At 45.8% G+C, this 17,640-nt stretch carries 25 protein-coding genes and 3 pseudogenes; 3 read left to right on the top strand and 25 right to left on the bottom strand.

Translation table 11 applies throughout. The features are described 5' to 3' along the window. Positions 1 to 36 precede the first annotated feature (36 nt). The 8 genes and pseudogenes from FKN08_RS21755 to FKN08_RS21720 all read right to left on the bottom strand — a co-directional run. Positions 37 to 147: pseudogene (locus FKN08_RS21755) on the bottom strand (IS5/IS1182 family transposase); the annotation flags it as partial. Positions 148 to 408: 261 nt separating this feature from the next. Beyond that, positions 409 to 1,521, bottom strand: a pseudogene (locus FKN08_RS21750) (IS3 family transposase). A 114-nt stretch (positions 1,522 to 1,635) separates the two neighbouring features. Further along, positions 1,636 to 3,240, bottom strand: coding sequence for a S8 family peptidase (locus FKN08_RS21745; protein ID WP_164667022.1), 1,605 nt, complete (start codon positions 3,238 to 3,240; stop codon positions 1,636 to 1,638). A gap of 460 nt (positions 3,241 to 3,700) precedes the next feature. After that, positions 3,701 to 3,949, bottom strand: a pseudogene (locus FKN08_RS21740) (IS5/IS1182 family transposase); the annotation flags it as partial. A 37-nt stretch (positions 3,950 to 3,986) separates the two neighbouring features. Next, the gene (locus tag FKN08_RS21735; RefSeq protein WP_164666955.1) at positions 3,987 to 4,214 is read right to left on the bottom strand and encodes a DUF4236 domain-containing protein; all 228 of its coding nucleotides are present in this window, start codon (positions 4,212 to 4,214) and stop codon (positions 3,987 to 3,989) included. A gap of 25 nt (positions 4,215 to 4,239) precedes the next feature. Continuing rightward, positions 4,240 to 4,512, bottom strand: coding sequence for a hypothetical protein (locus FKN08_RS21730; protein ID WP_164666956.1), 273 nt, complete (start codon positions 4,510 to 4,512; stop codon positions 4,240 to 4,242). Positions 4,513 to 4,678: 166 nt separating this feature from the next. Next, a complete protein-coding gene (locus FKN08_RS21725) occupies positions 4,679 to 5,533 on the bottom strand; it encodes a hypothetical protein (RefSeq protein WP_164666957.1) in 855 nt (284 codons plus the stop codon). Between the two features lie 240 nt (positions 5,534 to 5,773). Next, positions 5,774 to 6,001, bottom strand: coding sequence for a hypothetical protein (locus FKN08_RS21720; protein ID WP_140365056.1), 228 nt, complete (start codon positions 5,999 to 6,001; stop codon positions 5,774 to 5,776). A 725-nt stretch (positions 6,002 to 6,726) separates the two neighbouring features. Here FKN08_RS21720 and FKN08_RS21715 point away from each other — a divergent pair. Further along, the gene (locus tag FKN08_RS21715; protein WP_164666958.1) at positions 6,727 to 7,350 is read left to right on the top strand and encodes a tyrosine-type recombinase/integrase; all 624 of its coding nucleotides are present in this window, start codon (positions 6,727 to 6,729) and stop codon (positions 7,348 to 7,350) included. 65 nt (positions 7,351 to 7,415) lie between these two features. On the opposite strand, the gene FKN08_RS21710 is transcribed toward FKN08_RS21715, so the two are convergent. Together FKN08_RS21710 and FKN08_RS21705 are read right to left on the bottom strand one after the other, a co-directional pair. Continuing rightward, the gene (locus tag FKN08_RS21710; protein ID WP_239073752.1) at positions 7,416 to 9,005 is read right to left on the bottom strand and encodes a terminase; all 1,590 of its coding nucleotides are present in this window, start codon (positions 9,003 to 9,005) and stop codon (positions 7,416 to 7,418) included. Continuing rightward, positions 9,005 to 10,429 carry a hypothetical protein gene (locus FKN08_RS21705; RefSeq protein WP_164666959.1) on the bottom strand — a complete coding sequence of 475 codons (1,425 nt, stop codon included), beginning with the start codon at positions 10,427 to 10,429 and terminating at the stop codon, positions 9,005 to 9,007. Before FKN08_RS21705 ends, FKN08_RS21710 begins: the two co-directional genes overlap by 1 nt. A 252-nt stretch (positions 10,430 to 10,681) precedes the next feature. Here FKN08_RS21705 and FKN08_RS21700 point away from each other — a divergent pair, with 252 nt between their 5' ends. Both FKN08_RS21700 and FKN08_RS21695 read left to right on the top strand, forming a co-directional pair. Then, the gene (locus FKN08_RS21700) at positions 10,682 to 11,041 is read left to right on the top strand and encodes a hypothetical protein (RefSeq protein ID WP_164666960.1); all 360 of its coding nucleotides are present in this window, start codon (positions 10,682 to 10,684) and stop codon (positions 11,039 to 11,041) included. After that, positions 11,034 to 11,507 carry a metal-dependent hydrolase gene (locus FKN08_RS21695; protein ID WP_164666961.1) on the top strand — a complete coding sequence of 158 codons (474 nt, stop codon included), beginning with the start codon at positions 11,034 to 11,036 and terminating at the stop codon, positions 11,505 to 11,507. The genes FKN08_RS21700 and FKN08_RS21695 overlap by 8 nt, the downstream gene beginning before the upstream one ends. 85 nt (positions 11,508 to 11,592) lie before the next feature. Here FKN08_RS21695 and FKN08_RS21690 read toward each other — a convergent pair whose 3' ends face one another. From FKN08_RS21690 to FKN08_RS21620, 15 genes are all read right to left on the bottom strand, one after another. Beyond that, on the bottom strand, positions 11,593 to 11,979 hold the full coding sequence (locus tag FKN08_RS21690; protein ID WP_164666962.1) for a hypothetical protein: 387 nt from the start codon (positions 11,977 to 11,979) through the stop codon (positions 11,593 to 11,595). A 33-nt stretch (positions 11,980 to 12,012) separates the two neighbouring features. After that, the gene (locus tag FKN08_RS21685) at positions 12,013 to 12,423 is read right to left on the bottom strand and encodes a hypothetical protein (protein WP_164666963.1); all 411 of its coding nucleotides are present in this window, start codon (positions 12,421 to 12,423) and stop codon (positions 12,013 to 12,015) included. Between the two features lies 1 nt (position 12,424). Further along, positions 12,425 to 12,637: a hypothetical protein gene (locus FKN08_RS21680; RefSeq protein WP_164666964.1), complete on the bottom strand. Its 213-nt coding sequence runs from the start codon at positions 12,635 to 12,637 to the stop codon at positions 12,425 to 12,427. Positions 12,638 to 12,650: 13 nt separating this feature from the next. After that, positions 12,651 to 13,157 (bottom strand): DUF262 domain-containing protein, encoded by a 507-nt coding sequence (locus FKN08_RS21675; RefSeq protein WP_164666965.1) that lies wholly within the window; start codon positions 13,155 to 13,157, stop codon positions 12,651 to 12,653. Continuing rightward, the gene (locus tag FKN08_RS21670; protein WP_164666966.1) at positions 13,154 to 13,363 is read right to left on the bottom strand and encodes a hypothetical protein; all 210 of its coding nucleotides are present in this window, start codon (positions 13,361 to 13,363) and stop codon (positions 13,154 to 13,156) included. The genes FKN08_RS21675 and FKN08_RS21670 overlap by 4 nt, the downstream gene beginning before the upstream one ends. Next, positions 13,360 to 13,782 (bottom strand): hypothetical protein, encoded by a 423-nt coding sequence (locus FKN08_RS21665; protein ID WP_164666967.1) that lies wholly within the window; start codon positions 13,780 to 13,782, stop codon positions 13,360 to 13,362. Before FKN08_RS21665 ends, FKN08_RS21670 begins: the two co-directional genes overlap by 4 nt. 10 nt (positions 13,783 to 13,792) lie before the next feature. After that, positions 13,793 to 14,353 (bottom strand): hypothetical protein, encoded by a 561-nt coding sequence (locus tag FKN08_RS21660; RefSeq protein ID WP_164666968.1) that lies wholly within the window; start codon positions 14,351 to 14,353, stop codon positions 13,793 to 13,795. An 11-nt stretch (positions 14,354 to 14,364) separates the two neighbouring features. Next, positions 14,365 to 14,601, bottom strand: a complete 237-nt coding sequence (locus tag FKN08_RS21655) for a helix-turn-helix domain-containing protein (RefSeq protein ID WP_151514254.1) — start codon at positions 14,599 to 14,601, stop codon at positions 14,365 to 14,367. Further along, positions 14,598 to 14,894, bottom strand: coding sequence for a hypothetical protein (locus FKN08_RS21650; protein WP_140365068.1), 297 nt, complete (start codon positions 14,892 to 14,894; stop codon positions 14,598 to 14,600). The genes FKN08_RS21655 and FKN08_RS21650 overlap by 4 nt, the downstream gene beginning before the upstream one ends. After that, complete coding sequence (locus FKN08_RS21645) at positions 14,887 to 15,366, bottom strand: hypothetical protein (protein WP_164666969.1); 480 nt, start codon at positions 15,364 to 15,366, stop codon at positions 14,887 to 14,889. The genes FKN08_RS21650 and FKN08_RS21645 overlap by 8 nt, the downstream gene beginning before the upstream one ends. Before the next feature lie 95 nt (positions 15,367 to 15,461). Continuing rightward, positions 15,462 to 15,719, bottom strand: a complete 258-nt coding sequence (locus FKN08_RS21640; protein WP_164666970.1) for a hypothetical protein — start codon at positions 15,717 to 15,719, stop codon at positions 15,462 to 15,464. Next, positions 15,709 to 16,437: a hypothetical protein gene (locus FKN08_RS21635; protein WP_164666971.1), complete on the bottom strand. Its 729-nt coding sequence runs from the start codon at positions 16,435 to 16,437 to the stop codon at positions 15,709 to 15,711. Before FKN08_RS21635 ends, FKN08_RS21640 begins: the two co-directional genes overlap by 11 nt. Before the next feature lie 30 nt (positions 16,438 to 16,467). Then, positions 16,468 to 16,755 carry a hypothetical protein gene (locus tag FKN08_RS21630; RefSeq protein WP_140365071.1) on the bottom strand — a complete coding sequence of 96 codons (288 nt, stop codon included), beginning with the start codon at positions 16,753 to 16,755 and terminating at the stop codon, positions 16,468 to 16,470. Positions 16,756 to 16,775: 20 nt separating this feature from the next. After that, positions 16,776 to 17,240 carry a hypothetical protein gene (locus tag FKN08_RS21625; protein ID WP_239073748.1) on the bottom strand — a complete coding sequence of 155 codons (465 nt, stop codon included), beginning with the start codon at positions 17,238 to 17,240 and terminating at the stop codon, positions 16,776 to 16,778. Continuing rightward, the gene (locus FKN08_RS21620; RefSeq protein WP_164666972.1) at positions 17,233 to 17,532 is read right to left on the bottom strand and encodes a hypothetical protein; all 300 of its coding nucleotides are present in this window, start codon (positions 17,530 to 17,532) and stop codon (positions 17,233 to 17,235) included. The genes FKN08_RS21625 and FKN08_RS21620 overlap by 8 nt, the downstream gene beginning before the upstream one ends. Between the last annotated feature and the right edge of the window lie 108 nt (positions 17,533 to 17,640).

Here is a 17,640-nt window from a genome sequence, read left to right as displayed (position 1 = left end):
GATGAGAATACATGGTAGCCCCATTTTGTTCAGTTCTTAAACAAAATACTGAGTTTCAGGCATACCTAGCCCTGTAAGCTTGTTCAGCGCTTTGGTCATAGCGTAAGTCTCACCAACTTGAGCGTTGTAGTCCCTCAGGCTTTATTGTACTGCTTCCAGTTAGTTGTTTTGTAACGAGGTTTAGGCATGAGACTACGACGATTGATGGGTGTAGCCGATCAGATCGTAGCTTCTTGATTTAGTTCCATCGATTTAAGCAACAAAGCCGAAAGCTTCGATGCCGCTTCGAGTTGGGTTCTTGAAGCAAAAGGCCAATGCGTTTGAATAGCGTCGAATGTCTCGTATTAAACTCAGTAATCTCTAAGCATAGTATTTTGACCCGTCCTGATATGGGTTGACACTTTTTAACTAAAACGCTCGATGTACTTCATCGGGCGTTTTGTATTTTAAAGCCGTATGAGGCCTCATTTGATTATAGATATCTACAGACTCTGCTACCATCGTCCTTGCTTCTTTCAGATCTTTCGGTTTCTTCAGCAAGAGCTCCATTTTGAGTATCCCATTTACACGCTCAGCTAAAGCATTCTGATAACAGTCATACCCGTCAGTCATTGAGCAAGTCACTCTATGTTTCTTATGGATATCTTGATATTCCTTCGAACAGTATTGTGAGCCTCTATCTGAGTGGTGTATTAGCTTTTCTTCACTCTGCCGTTGCCTGAGAGCTGAGATAACTCTCTCCATTTTGAGTTGGCAAGTAAGTAATATCAGCAACCCACAGTTGTTCTGGCTTCGTTGGTGTCAGCCCATCTTTCACTTTGTTTGGGTGACAGAAAAATTGATGACGGCTGTCAGTCGTTCGGTGATAGGCTCGTCTTGCTCTCACTAACAGCCGATGCTTTCTGAGAAGTTCAAAGAGCTTATCGCGACCTATTTGAATGCCCTTTGTTGCTGCTAAGAACTTCAGTTTACGCGTGCCAATGCGTGGCTGCTTCAGCCTGACTTCACGGACAAAGCCAATGACAGCATGCTCATGATGTTCACAACGAGATTGAGTTTGGCATTGCTTATAATAAGCTTGGCGAGAGATTTGTACTAACTGACAAAACTTCGTAACGCTCAAACCTACTATGGTTTTCTCTTGGACAACGCTTCTTTGTGCTTTTTTGTCACTCTAACACCATAGTCACGTTCCATAACGTTCACGACAGCTTCAAAGAAGTCGGCTTTGAGTTGAGCATCTTCGAGCTGCTTCTCAAGCTCTTTAATACGTTGCTCTGGTGTAGGAGGTGAATTGAACTCGGCCATAGAGTCTCCTTTGGACATAAAGTTAGGTGTCCCTTTAGACCAATCTAGTCGACCATGCTTACGAAGCCAAACCAAAACCGTAGAGCAACCTTGGATGCCATACTTCTCTTGGGCTTGTTTGTAAGTGAGGCTTCCTTTTTCAACCTCATCAACTACAGTGAGTTTAAAAGCGAGGGAGTAATCGCGCTGAGTTCTTTTAGTTGTTGATTTCATAACACTTTCCAATTTTGGGAGTGGAAAGTGTCAACCTTATTTAGGACGGCACAATTCCCAAAAGAAAAGCCCACCGAAAAGTGGGCTTTTTTCTTCTAATAACGAGAAGAATAACTAGTAGCTCGCTTGAATGCTGACACCGCTATAGTTTGAGTAACCTTGAATCATGACGTGATAACGTCCACTTTGTGTCGCACTGACCGTACATGTTTCATTGTTACCGTATTTGAAAGGTCGGCAGTCCCATGCATTCAGTGCTGGTTTTGCTCCAAAACGGAGATACAAATCCGCATCACCACTGCCACTATACATTTGTACGGTTAAGCGCTGCCCAGCTTCTACATCAACATAATAATACGCTACTTGACCAGTTGAACCACTTAAACCACTTACTGGTACGCCCGAGGTTAATTTGCCTTCTGGGTCCGGTGTTGGATCTGGGCCACCGCAGTCTTGGCCACAATCTGCATCCGTTAAGCTATAAAGTAGCTTGTTCACGCTGCCTCTTGTGTCCGTCACCTTTCCGCTAGTTGCGCGGCTAACGATCAAGGCCTCTACTTGGCTTGGAGACAGTGAACTGTTTTCTTGAAGATACAATGCTGCTACACCCGCCACATGTGGCGTCGCCATCGAAGTGCCACTAATGGTTTTGTACCCACCGTCATACCATGCAGATTTGATTTGTGAACCTGGCGCAAACACGTCCACACAACTGCCCCAGTTTGAAAAGCTCGAACGTGCATCCGTGCTAGTGGTCGATCCGACAGTTACTCCGGAAGCAACGCGTGCTGGAGAATAGTTACAAGCATCAGCATTCGAGTTACCAGCGGCAAGCATAAAGCTGACACCTGATTGAACCGCACTTTGCACCGCACTATCGAGAGCGATAGATTGACCGCCACCTAAACTCATGTTGGCGACTGAAGGTCCGGAAGCGTTCGCAGCCACCCAGTCCACACCGGCAATAACACCAGAAGTAGAACCCGATCCGGTACAGCTCAATACTCTCACGCCGACAAGGTTGACGTTTTTCGCAACACCATACAAGCTGCCGCCAATGGTGCCCGCTACGTGTGTGCCGTGTCCATTACAGTCACTTGCATCTGCATCGTTATCGACAAAGTCATACCCTGAAACTGAGCGACCACCGAACTCAACATGTGCATTATTCACACCAGTATCGATAACATAAGCCGTTACTCCACTCCCATCAAAGTTGGCACTGTAGTTCTTATCGAGTGGCAAGTTACGTTGATCGATTCGGTCTAGTCCCCAAATAGCATTGGTTTGATTTGCGTCTGCCGAGACTATTGGGTCAATTGATAGGATTCTGTCTTGCTCAATGTAGTCCACTCGAGGATCAGAACGCAGATCTTTTAGTTGCTCGGGACTCAAGTTAGCGACAAATCCACTGATCGAGTGGTCAAAGACCGACTCCACTTTTATCGAATACAAACCGGACATGCGGCCTACAGACTGTTGCGTGAATTGCTCGAATTCCGGTGAGTTGCTCGCCATCATTTGCGGCTGTTGAAATACCACTATGTAGCGATCTGCAATGGCGATGTCGTCCGGTGCAAGCATCAAAGTGGCAGGCAATGTGTCGGGAGCTTGTTGTAACTCCGCACTGTCCGCAATCTCATTGGGTTGCGAAAAAGCGAGAGAAGAATGAAAACAGAGCGTGGAGGTGATACAACAACTTAGTAGTTTCTTTAACATAAAATGTTCCTTGAAATCATAGTCTTGTTGATTTTACCTAGTACCAAACTGTCAACACGAAAACACAGACAATCAGCGTAGTACGCTCAATACGTGCTGCAGTGACGTTACACAAATCAAATTAGACAATAAGCAGTCATATGCATAATTGATAATAATTCGCATACTCAGAAACATGATCAATAACCAAGCTTTATTGAAATTGAAATGCAAAGATTCATTTAGACTTAGAGCAAAATCCTTAAAATAGAATAATTCTACACACCTGACATATTGCCTGCTATATGACCTCCTCTTACCGATAATTTACGCAATATAAACCTAACCATCTTTTCGTTGGTCATAACTCAAATCGGTTGATAGATGTTAATATAGACACCTGATTTATGATTTTTTAACTCATGGTGGCTTTGTTGCTTAATTAGATGAGAATACATGGTAGCCCCATTTTGTTCAGTTCTTAAACAAAATACTGAGTTTCAGGCATACCTAACCCTGTAAGCTTGTTCAGCGCTTTGATCATAGCGTAAGTCTCACCAACTTGATCGTTGTAGTCCCTCAGGCTTAATTTCCCACCTAACAACTGTTTCACTCGGTACATTGCTGTCTCTGATAGCGGGCGCTTATGGTAGTAATAGCGTTTTTCCACTTCTTGTTGGAGCTGACAACCTACTGCTAAATTGCGAGGGTGTCAGAACGCTGCCCCTTCTGGCGTAGCTTGTATTCGTTGGTTCGCATGCTTGTGCTCATTGCTTGCTCTCCGGTTTGGTTGGTTTGTTCTGCTTGTCTAGTCGCTTACGAACTCTAAGGCCAGTTCCTAAGAGTGAACCGTTTAAGTACCACCCGCCACGACCGATATTGACGGACACCCATCGCGTGCCGAGCGTGACGCTCATAAAGCCGCGCTTACCAAAGTTAAGGTGTACGCCGGGAAAGATTTTGATGCGCCTTTGAAATCGTACTTGTGTTGTCATTGAATGCTTCTAACGCCTCGAATGGCTAGATATTACTGGGCTCAGCGCTCATATGGCGCACTTCTATGTGTTGAACTCCGCACTCTTTTAACCAGGAGCACAAGCGATCTAATCGCCACGTTCTAGGCAGCTTTTTTGCTGCATGACGAACCGTGAAACGAGATCCGGTAGAGAGGTTACGAGCAATGACAATAAAGCCATGCTCAGTTTCTTGAGCGCCGATAGCGAAATGGCCACTTTGAGTGGCGGCAGCGGCAGTGCGTTTGAATTCGCCTAGAGTGACTAAGCCAACTTGCATGGTGATTCCCTTTCGTTACTTGCTTTAAAACGTCAATATATGACTAATAATATGGTGTTTTATGATGATTGCAAGTTTTTGTTAGGAATGTATGGGGAGGGAGGGTTTAGTTGTTCAATAAAAAAGCGCACTCGAACGGTGCGCCCCTTGTCTATCAGGTTGCCGACTAATTCACTAAATCGTCCCCTTTGGGGCGAATCTTCTCTTCATTCTGGCTTTTTTCTTGTTGTCTAAGTTCTCTTAACTTCTCTGCTTCGTCCTCGTCGAAAAGCAAGCCTTTCAATCCTAATGAGTTAGGAATTGGCTCAAGCTCTGCATAAACAGATGAGTTGTCTCTTTTAACGGGTTTAACCGAGAAATGCTGTAGTGATGCGTTCTTATCTTTCACCGCAACCAAACCACCAACATTAACGCGCACCTTCTCCATGGCCACCGGACCACCCGCAACCGAGTACAGCGCAATAACATCATCGTGCGCTTTCGTTCTCAGACGGTAAAGTTTCTCAGGTTTCTTGGCGAACGTCGCCATTTCTGCCTTAAGCGTCTCGATTAACTCTTGGTTTTTCTCTATTTTTTCTTTTCTTTTGAGCGTCTTTAACTCACGCTCCAAGCGCTTGATGGCGCGAGCGTATCGAGCAACCAATTGCTCACCAGTACGCTTTTGGCTCGATACCGCAGAGTTAACCGTGACTTTTAGCTTGGTTACATTCCTAATAATTGTAGGCGTTCGAAACGATTGTGAAACGTCCTTGAAATACATCGGAGCCTCTTCAACAAGCTGTTCATTTATCTTTGCTTGCTGCTCAATCTTTCCTAACAATTTATCTGTTGTATCACCTTCGTAAACAACGGCAACAATCCTAGAATCCGCATATTCAGAATCCATAACACCACTTACCTTTCCTTCATATAAAGCGTACTGCTTCATTTCGGCGTGGACGTCACGGTCAGCTCTCTCCTTGTCTGCAAGTAGATCGTTTATGCGTTCAGCATCGATACTCTTATTGTTTTCTTTATTCATTTTATTACCCATTACCTAATTGATTCTCAGATAAACCGAGTCACTAGCCATTCTTTATTTTTTTTATTATTCCGCTGATGATACAGGGAGTTATGGCGAGTATAGCAAAGAAAATTCCTAAATAATAAAGTTAAACTGCAATTAGACGCTTAAAACCCAAAAATGTCCGAAAAGAAATAAAAAAAGCCCGCCAAGTGGCGAGCTTTATAATAAAAAAACTAACATTTTTTAATTATGATATTAAATGCAAAAATGATTAGTCAAAAATTGGGTAATAACTTCGGCATCAACAGTGCCAGATTCGGCCAGTTCTGGACGACAACTAACTAGACGTTTTGTGCAATCAAGGACCATTGCTGGAATAGCACCTTGACCATGAGCGAATGGATCGTGTTTTTCTTCTAGTGCATCTAAAAAATCTTCAGGGAAGACCTCAAGCAGCTCACTTGTATTAATGTTCTCGTTCATTCTGAATCTTTCTGCTAGTTAAGGGATTTCTAAGCCGACGAGAATGTTCATACTTTTGACCGATCTTGTAAATAACCTCTCTCGCAGTTGCATAGCAGCTAGGTTTTTAGCTGTTACTGACAAAGTTATTTACAAATATGCAATAATACTCACTTGTACATACATGCAGTGGTTTATTCGAACCGCCGCCCTTTGTTACATCGTAACGATTTAAAAAATGTACTTGTTACTAGGTGTTATAGTGGTTAAACTCTCAATCCATAGGTTTACTTTCATCTCTTCACAGAAATGAAAGTAACCCTAACCCTTGTTTTTGTGCAGATATCGCCCACACAAACAACCTTTTCCTTTAAAAACAGCCACTTAACGATTGTCAAAACGCCAACGCAGTGAACGAGGGAAAATGAGGGATTTTTGACGCGCATAAATATGCACTATGACCGTAGCGGATTTTTTGACCGCTTTTTAATGAGATCACAACTCTTTGTCATCCATTTGTAATATAAACAAAAGAGTTGATCTGCGTTCCAAAACGCTTTTTTGTAACATTGTCATTATGTGATATTGGTCACATAATTATGAGGTATAACAACAATGGCTATAAGGTGAAGCAACACCAAGTCATTAAAAATGACCTCCTAACACAGCAACTTATTGCAATGAACTAACGAGCCTAGATGCAATGAACACAGGCGTATACACACCAATTGAAGAGCAAATAAACAATGGCAACTGCATACCCAACAAGAAGTAAAGATGAACTGCTAGAAATTATCGACCGCCTCAATGCTTATAACCCGCTGGTGGTTATGTTTGTCGAAATGGAAGTGAGAACAGGATTGCGATACAGCGACATTAGCCGATTGAAATTTAAAGACGTTATGATTAATGGCGTTCCCCGAGAATCTTTTTCGGTTGTTCAATCGAAAGCACTTAACGCAAGACTAAGCAGCAAATCTAAAATGGACCGCGCCACAGCCATAAGCAAAAGCCGTGTTGTGATCCACGTTAACGAACAACTGTCCGACCTTATTAAGCGGCTTTACTTGGTGAATGGCCACAACGAATTAATGTTCCAATCTACTCACCATCACGCCAAGAAAGGCTCATCGATTAGCATTCAGTACATCAACCAAACACTGAAGAAAGTCGCTATAGAGATGAAATTACCTTATCAATTATCGACCCACTCATTGCGTAAAACCTTCGCCAAGCTGCTAATGGATAACGGAGCGGGCCTGAATACGCTAAGGGACTTACTAGGACATGGTGACTCGAAAACCACCGATAACTACATTAAAACCTTCGAAAGTGAGCTAAAAGAACACGCAACAGGCATTTCATTCTAAGACACCAGCAACAGGGCGGGATTATCCCGCCCTTGTCTTTTTCTCGCGTTCGTTGGCACTAACGATTAGAAAACCTCATCAAACGTATCACCAGCATCGGCCATCCAATCACCGCGACCTAAGTCGTCCTGATAGTCGTCATAGTCATACTCGGCGTCAGCCTCCCGGATCCAATCTTCTATCTGCGAGCGCTCTTGAATCATATCCTCGGTAATCACCTCGTTCGCCGGGACATAACCAACCAATTGAGTAAAACAGTATGTGTCCCATTGGTCAGGTGACTTGATGTTTAGTTTCTCGCGCATTGTCTTCTTAGGCATGATAACAAACGCACCACGCTCATTCAGACCACAAGGGATCTTACTGCCTTGCTCGGCGGTTTCTGAAGATGGATCCGTTACCATGCGACCCTGCCAAATAGCATCACGGCTCATCACGTTCGCATACGCACGCTTGTTTATGAATCGCTTCTTCAGTTCGTCAGAGAAGAGAGGTAAACCCCAGTTAATGCGCTCAACCCGGCGATGATGTTTCTCAATCAATAGCGTGGCCGTATCGTGGCCCACACCGTCACTATCCACCGCGATAGTAATGTTAGGGTAAAGCTCTTCACTACACTCTGCATTAATGACGTCAGCAAAGCGAACGGGCGTAATATTGGAATCCATGATGAGCATCTTATGATTAACCACCAGCCTATTAGGTACCTCACCCCACACCTTACAGATATTAATGATCGACTTATCCCGACCGTTACCGACGTCACACGTAGCCATCCAACCCCAACCATCCGGTAGGGTAAGTTTGCGCCTTGCTGCCCGGTCCATATCCGCACGGCCAAGCAACATCCCCGAGATAGTTGACGGGAACTCACCACGTACTTTGATGAGGTATTCCGGGGATTCACGCCCGCCATATTCAATGAGCTTGGTTCTAATGAACTTAGTGGTAACAATCGGACTCTCTTCAGAATTGAGCCTGATTGACGTCCATTCGCCCTTCTCGGCCAGCTTATGATGCGTATCGTAGAAGTAACCACTTGGGCGCGTTGGCTGGCTCAGTAGCAGCATGCGGTTATCGTCAGAGGTAAAGGCACCCGTCATTACACCAAATGCCTTATCGCTTACCCCGGACGCCTCATCGACCACAACCAAAAGGTGATCGGCGTGCTCACCCGCCAGTGCTTCCTCTTGCCCCAATCGGCAAGACTTCATACCTACAGACCACGATTGCTTACTCTCGTTCGCATAAAACATCGTATCGGTCATAGTGAAGTATTGCTCTAGCCATGGGTAAGAGCGACACGCCGCGTTCCAATGCTTTCTCAGGTACTTCCATACACCAATTTTTGCTTGGTTCGCGTTGTTGGCCGTCAATACCACACGCGCATCGTAGTACGTCGTGATAAAGGCAATGATCATCCCTGCCGTTGAATCTGACTTACCCGTACCGTGGCCAGAGGTTACAGATACCCGCGACCCTTCCTTATTGGTTTCATTAATAACCTTGCGTTGCTGCCATGTAGGTTGAAAGTTTAACGCCTCAACGAAATAGCGCGTCCAATCATGGCGGTACCGTCTGACATATGCCTGATATCGTGGATCACTTAGTATCGAGCGACGTTTACGGCTACCACCGCCTTTACGCTTGGCCATTACTCATCATCCTCGCTATCCGCTATAGGCAAGGCGTCATAATCCCCGGCGGTATCTGGCGAGAACTCATCAAACAGAGCATCAAGCTCTACTTTCTTGGTGTCCCACTTCTCTTGCTCTCTTTCTTCCAACCCTTTGAAATAATCAACCTGTCGACGCTCAAACTCTTCTGGTGATATCTCACCTTCTAGTATTTCTGGCTCGGCGGTTTCTAGTTCGTCTTTCAGCTCGAGCAATAACGCTGGTGGCACTTTCGCACCTAAACGCTCTAAGTTCTTAGCGGTTGTTAGAGCGTCCCATCCATTGCGCTCACGCAGCTCGAGGACTTGAACAACAAGGGCCGTCTCTTCAGCTGGTAGATAGTGTGGCATCTTCATTTCTTCTATCAGCTGCTTTCTATGGTCAAAGTGGCGTTTATTCTCAAGAGCAACAAGGTTGGCTATCCCACGTTCCAACTCGGAAAGGCGAGGCTCATAAGCAAAGAGCAATTCCTTCTGGACCCGTTTAGGATCGACTTTCTCCCCTTCAGCATCGAGCATCGGAATGTCTTCATCTATATGGAGCTGTACCGTATCGAGCTCTTTAGATAACCAAAGGTGCATCTTTCGGTATCGAGCTCGAGCGACCAGCAATTCCTCGGACACGGAAAGCGGATCAGCCTTTTCCAGAACGTCGAGCATTTCCGATATCAAGTTGATATCAGAGCAGTACCCACCGTGACGCGCACCCCGGCGACCATCCATTAATTCATTGAGCTGGTGTTTCTTGTGCTGTGCCGACTCAAACCGGGACGCACTGAAGTTGGTAAAGCGGGTAATGAGCTCGGCCCCCTTCCCCAAACCCACATCATCAAGCGACGGCGAACCATTTTGCGCATTTTCAGGATCCACGCCTCCCCGAGATCCATCACTTTGTTCACGCTCGGACGTTTTTGGCGACTTCCCCCGGCGAGCTCCACCCTTTGACTTATCAGCACTTTTTTTACCGCCACCATTTTGCATTGCGCGAAACAGCTCAACTTTCTCGTCATAAAGATCAAAAAGTTGCTCAAAATCGGGCGCTTTGCGCAATTTGGCGATCTCTCTGCGCAATGATGAGCTCGCCAAACCTTGGCTCTGAGCAAACTCTGGCACTTTCAGGCTTGGATTTTTTATCCCTCGACTCAAGAAGTTACGCACATGCTCAGCCCATTTGGCCTGTGCGGGCGTGCGATTGACGCGAGCAACTTCACTCTTTGCTTTCTTCTTTTTTGTGTCGTTTTTTAGCTTTTTGATCACTTCCTTGTCGGGCTTTCTCAAGTGACGTCGGGCAGTGGCGTATTTGAGCCCTTTATCCTCACAATATTGCTTAACTGTGAGCTTGGGATTTTCCTCTAACGCCTTGATATAAGCGGCCTGATGCGCCACATAGTCTATTTTGCTCATGGGGGGTAAGTTTGCGCTTAAATAAAAAATGATTAGGAATTATAAACACTCAAAAGTGCGCACTACAACGTTATAAAATGCGCAAAGTGCGCACCTTTAAGCACAAAAATGACCATGTTGAACTTAATTTCATGTAACGCTTAACGCGCTCATGATGTAATATTGTTAGGAATTGCCCCCGTTACATAAAACGCATTTCACCGAGGATAACCCCCTGTGTTAATGCACGAAAAGAAGCGAAAACAGTCCCTAATGAAAGGAAGTAAGCGACAAGAAAGATTCCGAGAGAAGCAGCGAAACAATCAGCTGTTTCCGCTCCAAGTGCGCATCACTCGATACTCACACCGGATGGCGAAAAAGCTCAAAGAGAAACAAGGTGGGAAGATTAGCGATATCTACGAGGCTGCAATTCTGGACGCCAGCACCACTACCCCGCCCGTCATGCACGAACCGTCATTTGAAGAAGATGATTTGGGCGTGCGCTCGATTTGCCCTTGGGTTCAAGAAACAACCGTCACCCACTTTGACAAGGTGGCCACGCACTACCGTTCGACGGTCACGGCAATGAGCGCCATTCTTTACCAATACTGCAAGAAAAAGCTCAATGAATAGGCTTGGCCACGTTGCCGGGGCAATAGCGTTCTCCCCGGTCGCTATTCTCCCGGTGTGGGACACAAACCCACTACTCACTCCTTTGTGCGCTATGGGCCTCATCATAGGCTCTAACGCACCAGATTGGCTTGAGTTTGGCGTTATCCCGCACCGAACGTTTACGCACATCCTTTCTATTTGGCTCTGTATCGCTCTGTATGGACTCCTCTCCCTTATCGGCTTGCCCTATATAGAAATGACCCCATTCACGCCCGCACGCCCGGAACTAGCCGCGCTACTGGCGGGTTTTGGTTGTGGCGGCGTCTCTCATTGGCTCGGAGACGTTCTAAACATGCGTCCGGTACCTATCGTGACCCCATTCGACAAGATAGCGCTACGCCTGTTTAACAGCGGCACCAATCAGTCATTCACATGCCTTTTCATTTTCTTGGTTTCGTTGGCACTGACAGACGTTGTGACAGTGTAATTATCAAAAGCCACCAGCTTTCTACACATACAAAAAAGGGCCACCATCTCAAAAATGGTAGCCCTCTTACTTTCGGCGCTCTAAATCAATCTAACATCCAATCAAGGCACTCACGCTGCGTCCACTGCTCTTGCAATCGCTTCAGGTTACGTAGCGCAGTTTCAAGATTCAGAATCTCATCCTGCCACTTATAAATCTGCTTGGTTCCTCGGCCATCGAATGCGGAGCGTATCTTGTCCATCTTGTCCTTAAGAGCTTTTAGCTTTTTCTCAGCCGCTTTTTTCTTTGCGCCTCTCTGCATCATAACGTCGGCCTCTAACTTGCCAGCTTCCATTGCCATTTCGCAGCGAACATCAAGATCCATTGCCAGCCTTTCTAGCTCTTCTTGGTTTGCTATCTTGCCTTTACGGTCCTTAATAGCTTTCTCAGTGGCCGTTATAGATAACGAGTAGGGATTGAAGGATTTAGCCATTTAGATTCCCCGGTCTAATCAAATCGTTCTTTATCATTCAAAGTATCGCTTACCAAGTTCCGTTGGGTAGTAGCCTATTTCTCTAACTGCTTCGTTAGGTGGCCATTTGCCATAAGCCACCAGCCCTTTATCCAACAACGACTTGAGCACTCTACGACTTGGACGCCAGCCATCACCAATGCTTGCACACTTGAATTGACATAAGTCCTTCAACACTTCTCGTTGCTTTTCGGTAATCTTGGGGAATAGCTTGTGGGCCGTGTCTCGATATAGGATCACATCACAATCTTCAGTCTCACAAACCTTGCCATTAGCACTGATAGACCAAATGAAAGCGGTCGTTATCTTTTCGCAGAAAGGACAGAGTACGTCCATTGTACTGTTGCCATGCTCTGAAACTATGCCTACCACTTCTGTCGGACGCTCTTCTAATACTTTGCGCATTCTAGTTAACTCCCAACTGCATTAATTCAGGTAGCAGCACATAGGCACTAAAGCCACCAGCAACAAAACCAACTATCAGGCAAAGCATACTGGCTATATTGGTTAACTTGGCTTGCTCTATTGTACTTTCACACACTAAGCGGTCATTGATGTATACGCGCTTACCCTTTACCTCTACGGTGATATCGTTTGTTTGAATGATGGAATGGCTCATTGTTTGTATCCCCTTATGCTGCTTCAGAGTAGTCATGTCTAACACCAGAGAAGTTAAGGTGGTTGTAGACGACTTTAAGTTTCTCTTCGTCATAACAAGCAACACTCTTCAGCCCTATCTCTCGCTCTCTAAATATTCGTTGTTCAAGACGGGTTAAGTCTCGCCAGTACAAGTCATTTACCGGGAACTCATTTGATACAAACCCTACTAGAGCTGAAATCCTTTGTTGGCCATCAATGATAATCTCGCTCATTGGTGTTGATGCCTTTTGTCCTTCTGGCCAGTGCAACTCATTAATCATCACCGAACCCAAGTCATACCCAATGAATACAGACTCGATGAAAGAGATCTTTTGCTCTGTTGACCACACTAAGCCTCGTTGCCACTCAGGGAGAGGCCAGTCACCCACAAAACGTGTAGTCCATGGATAGTCAGCTTTCTCCTTCCCGCCACAAATAAGCATCTCTATAGGGCGAGAACCCGAGCGGAATCTGATGATTGGTTTTGGCAGTCTGTTCATTTGCTCTTGTCTCTTGCTTGCTCTTCTGGTGACTTGATGCGTTCTGATATCTCGATGAAGTCGCTGTCTTGGTAGATTGGCATTTCACACCCTGATACTAGCCATACGTCGACACTGTATAGCATGATGCTCCAATAGGTTTCGTCAGTGCCTATGCCTAGATTTCTCTTTACCCAATACCAACCCTCTTCACGTACTGGCTTCATGCTGGATTGCTCAGGTTAGCTTCGTTTAACACTCGGAGTATCAGTAGATCCCCCACCAGCTCGGCCACATCATCAATATCAGTGACAGACTCATCATTCAGTTTTGCACTGGCTCGCTTTATCCACTCTTCAATAATTGAAGTAGCGACATACGCCTCGGGACCACGCCATACAAGGTCGCCCGGTTGTGCACCTTTCAAGTAGCCATCGTGATTGATGTTTTGAGTATCAATCATATCCTGGTTTAACTCGGCAAAGTTATTGATTTTAGTGTGTAAGTTTTCAATGTTTGTGTTTAATGCTTGCTCTTCATCTTCGTAAGACGGCGAGATTGTAATACCTCGATGCTCTTCTTCAGCAAGGACCATTAGCTGCACTAGAAATAGCTCTTGAATCTGTTCTTTGGTTACTGTGTTCATTATTGCCTCTCTATGCTTGTGCTGTTTCGGTTTCTTTTGACTGAAGGTATAGCTTCAAACCTTCTCTAACTGCCTGAATGATGCGGCATAAGTATCGGTACTCGGGGTTCTCACATTTGGGTAAATCGTAGTACCAATCTTCGCCATAAACTTCACTCAACAGCTGGGCGTTATCAGATAGCCAAACTTGCTCTTCACACGGCATGACACTGCAATCCAAATCAGACACTTGCTCCATCAACTTCTCGGCCTTCTTTCGGTCAATATGTCGATGAAAGAAGTTGGCTAGTATCCGTCGCTTAAGGTGCGTTTCCAGCTGGTCAAAGTCGTAGATATCCGAGTCCAGTTGCGAGGCTAGATTCTTTGCTAAATAGTCGTCGTTGCAATCAATAAAAAACTCTTCCAGCTGGCATCCCATTGCTGGCCAGAACGACGACCACGAACGGCCAAAGCATTCAATCGTGATTCGGCCCCGGTGCGCTCCAAAATGCTCAAGGAACACGGTTATCGGATCAAGTCTTTCTAATTCTGTTAGTCGTAAACGTATTACGTTGCTTTGCTCTAATTTCATGGTGTGTAGCCTTATTTCTCTGTAATTCTGAATGACTCTTTAGTGCCATCTTCCAGCTCAACCACCAGCCGGGCCTTAATATTCATGGCGTTCAGGCTGGTGGCCAATGTAGAAACCCTCAATGACATTTGGGTATCGCACTCTCGATGCGAGTAAGCGCCTGTCGTGATGCCAACACGCTTGGCCATCTCGGTCTGCGTCAGCCCCGCCAAACGGCGGCAGCGACGCAAAATGTCTCGGCAAATCATTGAGCAACTTCCTCAAGCTCTTGTTCGTATTGCTTCATGAAGAGCTTGCCGAACTCAGTGAGACGCTTTGGCACCTTGTTCTCACTCGGGCCGTCAACAAGAAAACCACCATCAACCATGATGCTGTATGCGGTGCGACCGGACCAATACCCGTTAACTTGGTCAGAGAGATTCTTGTATAACTCTTTGCGCATTGCCTGAAGATCTTTCGTGATTGAGGCACCCACCCAACGAGAGGTGAAAAGGTCAAAGATAACTTGGTCAATTGGGCTTGTGGTTTGTTCGTTATTCATGGCGTGATGTTTCCTGTTTCAATTCACTCAGTTCGCGCTTCAATCTGTCCACTGTCGAACTTAGCGCTTGTTCTTCTTCATTAAACGTCTCGATGGCTTGCTCTCTTAACGTGGGGATGCACTTTAGTCGCACTTGAACCCTGTTCAGCTGATCCTCTAATAAGTCTCTCTTGGCAAGCGGGTAATCAAATCCAGAACTCCAAAACGTTCCAATTCGCTGACGCTCTGCGGTTAGTTCGTACTTGTATTCGCAGTAATCACCCGAGCAAGAAAGAAAGGCAGGGTTCATGCAGGAAAGTACCGTTTTCGCCTTGTTGAGTTTTAACGGTGCTTCATAGCGACAACTAGGGCAGTAAAGCGGCTCGCTCTCAATGTCGATATCATCCGTGCGGCCTGTGTAGGGCATTAGCTTCCATCCTGTAGATTCAAGCGCCGTCGCCATTCGCTGTAGTTCTTTTTCGTGCTCAGTCATAGTGTGTAGTTCTTTGTTGCTTTTGCTTGGTTTTTGCTTGAATGTGGGCGCATGACACGCCCACGCAAACAAACTTTTTCTTTGAATCGCCGCAGTTATTTCTCTTGTTTCACCTCCCTCATGCTTAAGACCGGTATCTTGTTTTGCTTGTGTATTTCAGCGCTTTTTTCAGCCGTACTAACTACGGCATGAATCGCACATTGGGCCTGACTGATAGCGTCGTATATGATCCGATCGGCAACATCAAACCCAAGCGCCGCTATCGAATTTAGCTCGCTAGGAAGTGCGTCTTTCATTCGCTGGCGAGTCACCATGTAATCACCAAGCTGGTCCAGCAACCCTTTAGTGGCCATCGTTATCACCCTTACCATTAACCACAATCACATCGTCACTCAATGGCATTGGCTCGCCAACAGTAATGCGGCGAATCGTCGGCATCGCATTGGTGTAAGCATTTAGCTCGTCGGTTGTCTCGGTAATGTCTGAAAGTGCCGTGTGTGCCAGTACCTTTTTAGGCTGTGGCAGGTAAAGCGCACGCCAAATAGGAGTACGAGAAAGAACGTTAATCGTGCTTACATCCATCTTGCGGTAGCTAAAGTGTTCGTAAAGCGCTGGCATTTGAGCGTTCAGGAAGTTCATATCAAAGCCAACGTTATTACCGAAAACCATCGCCCCGGTAGACTCTTTGTGATTGAACTTGCGTGAGCCGTTATCCTGTAACCACTGAAGTATGTGTTGTTCAGCCTCTTCCGTTGTCTTGGCCACAAAGTCGAACCCTTCCCCGGTTTTAAGACGATCCAGCAGTCCACTCTCTGTGTGCTGCTTTAAAGCCCAAGGATGGCAACGTGCCTCTCGCTCTTCAGTCATTTCAATACCAACAACGAGCTTGTTACCTTTCTCGATGTTCAGCGTGCCGTTTTCCTCCACCAGCGGCAGAACCACGGCAATTTCTATAATTGGGTAGTACATCGCGCCATGAACACGGCCCACACCCTCAATTTCTTGGTAGCCATCAAGACCACCCGTTTCCATATCGAGCCCGCCGATATCTGCGTCATACTCATACATCATTCATCAACCACTTATTTACGTTATTGTGTTTTAAAACCAGCTCTCAACGATCACTTCATCGTCCGACGGCATTCTCGCCGCACGAATCAAGCGATCCGGGATGTTCTTTCGAGCACCATCCAGACTAAGAGCGACCGCGCATTCCTCACTAACCTTAATCTGGCCACCTCGAGTTTCATGCAATCGAACCACGTACTTATCGCCATAGTCTGCGGTGTTATGTGTGATAACAAAGATAGGCATACTGTTGTTTTCATAAGACTTATCTAGCAACTCTTTAAAGCGCTCTTTCATCTCACCGTGATTTGCTTCGCTCATATCTGTTTCTCTCGAGGTTATTACTTAAGGTTTGGGATTACGATGATCTCTTGCTCGTTACGACGACTGAAGTAAGCAAGGATCTGTTTTTTGCTAAATTGACGTTTTACCACCTGTCTTTTGCCGTTATGAGAGAAGACACGCTGTGCAACCTCCGGTGATAAGGTCCACGATATCGCTGTTGATATCTCAGACTCGCCGTTAATCGCTCGGTAAGCTGTCACCGACTCAGGCAACCGGGCAAACTCTTTACGCTCTGAAGACGTCATGATCTTGTGTCGTGAGCGGCGAGAACTGCGGAAAAGCGGTAGCCACAATGATTGCTGTTGGACTTCGCCAACGTCCTTCCAGAGAGAGCCGAGCACGTTCCAGTAAGTCGAATCGTCTTTAATCTCGTCAGAGAAGCGACGAAAGGCAATGAAGCGCTTTTGCTCAGGTAAAGCCACCAGCGCCGAAACAATTTGAGAGTCATTCATGTTAGCCATGCGCCACCCCTTTATTGAATATGTCGATTTGCTTTTCTTGGGTACCGCAAACTGAAGGAACGGACGGCTGAATGTCGATAATGTGGAACCACATGATTGGGTATTCCTTGCCAGAGCTTGAGCGAACCATCACGCGAGGATGGCTACCCATGCTGTAGCTCAGAACCGTGCCGTGACAGTGACGACCGGAGCGTAAATAACTAATCTTTGCCTCATGGCCATACGAAACAAGACGGCGCTTTATCTCTTGATGAACTTCGACAAATAATGCCTTTATCGTCTTATCCTTCACTGCACTACCTCAAAACTTACCTTGTTAACTCAAGGATTTATTCCTAACAAAACGTTACATGAGGGATAATACACATAGTGTTGGGTCACTGCAATTACTAACAGCTTT

Source organism: Vibrio sp. 1-2 (7-a), assembly GCF_013048515.1.
Taxonomy (GTDB): Bacteria; Pseudomonadota; Gammaproteobacteria; order Enterobacterales; family Vibrionaceae; genus Vibrio; species Vibrio diabolicus.
Note: the sequence above shows the minus strand (reverse complement) of the source record. Positions and strands in the feature narration are given on the sequence as shown.

What these genes read in the sequence shown, in the direction of transcription:
- FKN08_RS21745 (WP_164667022.1), bottom strand. Translation starts at nt 3,240, where the DNA reads ATGTTAAAGAAACTACTAAGTTGTTGTATCACCTCCACGCTCTGTTTT.
- FKN08_RS21735 (WP_164666955.1), bottom strand. Translation starts at nt 4,214, where the DNA reads ATGACAACACAAGTACGATTTCAAAGGCGCATCAAAATCTTTCCCGGC.
- FKN08_RS21730 (WP_164666956.1), bottom strand. Translation starts at nt 4,512, where the DNA reads ATGCAAGTTGGCTTAGTCACTCTAGGCGAATTCAAACGCACTGCCGCT.
- FKN08_RS21725 (WP_164666957.1), bottom strand. Translation starts at nt 5,533, where the DNA reads ATGAATAAAGAAAACAATAAGAGTATCGATGCTGAACGCATAAACGAT.
- FKN08_RS21720 (WP_140365056.1), bottom strand. Translation starts at nt 6,001, where the DNA reads ATGAACGAGAACATTAATACAAGTGAGCTGCTTGAGGTCTTCCCTGAA.
- FKN08_RS21715 (WP_164666958.1), top strand. Translation starts at nt 6,727, where the DNA reads ATGGCAACTGCATACCCAACAAGAAGTAAAGATGAACTGCTAGAAATT.
- FKN08_RS21710 (WP_239073752.1), bottom strand. Translation starts at nt 9,005, where the DNA reads ATGGCCAAGCGTAAAGGCGGTGGTAGCCGTAAACGTCGCTCGATACTA.
- FKN08_RS21705 (WP_164666959.1), bottom strand. Translation starts at nt 10,429, where the DNA reads ATGAGCAAAATAGACTATGTGGCGCATCAGGCCGCTTATATCAAGGCG.
- FKN08_RS21700 (WP_164666960.1), top strand. Translation starts at nt 10,682, where the DNA reads ATGAAAGGAAGTAAGCGACAAGAAAGATTCCGAGAGAAGCAGCGAAAC.
- FKN08_RS21695 (WP_164666961.1), top strand. Translation starts at nt 11,034, where the DNA reads ATGAATAGGCTTGGCCACGTTGCCGGGGCAATAGCGTTCTCCCCGGTC.
- FKN08_RS21690 (WP_164666962.1), bottom strand. Translation starts at nt 11,979, where the DNA reads ATGGCTAAATCCTTCAATCCCTACTCGTTATCTATAACGGCCACTGAG.
- FKN08_RS21685 (WP_164666963.1), bottom strand. Translation starts at nt 12,423, where the DNA reads ATGCGCAAAGTATTAGAAGAGCGTCCGACAGAAGTGGTAGGCATAGTT.
- FKN08_RS21680 (WP_164666964.1), bottom strand. Translation starts at nt 12,637, where the DNA reads ATGAGCCATTCCATCATTCAAACAAACGATATCACCGTAGAGGTAAAG.
- FKN08_RS21675 (WP_164666965.1), bottom strand. Translation starts at nt 13,157, where the DNA reads ATGAACAGACTGCCAAAACCAATCATCAGATTCCGCTCGGGTTCTCGC.
- FKN08_RS21670 (WP_164666966.1), bottom strand. Translation starts at nt 13,363, where the DNA reads ATGAAGCCAGTACGTGAAGAGGGTTGGTATTGGGTAAAGAGAAATCTA.
- FKN08_RS21665 (WP_164666967.1), bottom strand. Translation starts at nt 13,782, where the DNA reads ATGAACACAGTAACCAAAGAACAGATTCAAGAGCTATTTCTAGTGCAG.
- FKN08_RS21660 (WP_164666968.1), bottom strand. Translation starts at nt 14,353, where the DNA reads ATGAAATTAGAGCAAAGCAACGTAATACGTTTACGACTAACAGAATTA.
- FKN08_RS21655 (WP_151514254.1), bottom strand. Translation starts at nt 14,601, where the DNA reads ATGATTTGCCGAGACATTTTGCGTCGCTGCCGCCGTTTGGCGGGGCTG.
- FKN08_RS21650 (WP_140365068.1), bottom strand. Translation starts at nt 14,894, where the DNA reads ATGAATAACGAACAAACCACAAGCCCAATTGACCAAGTTATCTTTGAC.
- FKN08_RS21645 (WP_164666969.1), bottom strand. Translation starts at nt 15,366, where the DNA reads ATGACTGAGCACGAAAAAGAACTACAGCGAATGGCGACGGCGCTTGAA.
- FKN08_RS21640 (WP_164666970.1), bottom strand. Translation starts at nt 15,719, where the DNA reads ATGGCCACTAAAGGGTTGCTGGACCAGCTTGGTGATTACATGGTGACT.
- FKN08_RS21635 (WP_164666971.1), bottom strand. Translation starts at nt 16,437, where the DNA reads ATGATGTATGAGTATGACGCAGATATCGGCGGGCTCGATATGGAAACG.
- FKN08_RS21630 (WP_140365071.1), bottom strand. Translation starts at nt 16,755, where the DNA reads ATGAGCGAAGCAAATCACGGTGAGATGAAAGAGCGCTTTAAAGAGTTG.
- FKN08_RS21625 (WP_239073748.1), bottom strand. Translation starts at nt 17,240, where the DNA reads ATGGCTAACATGAATGACTCTCAAATTGTTTCGGCGCTGGTGGCTTTA.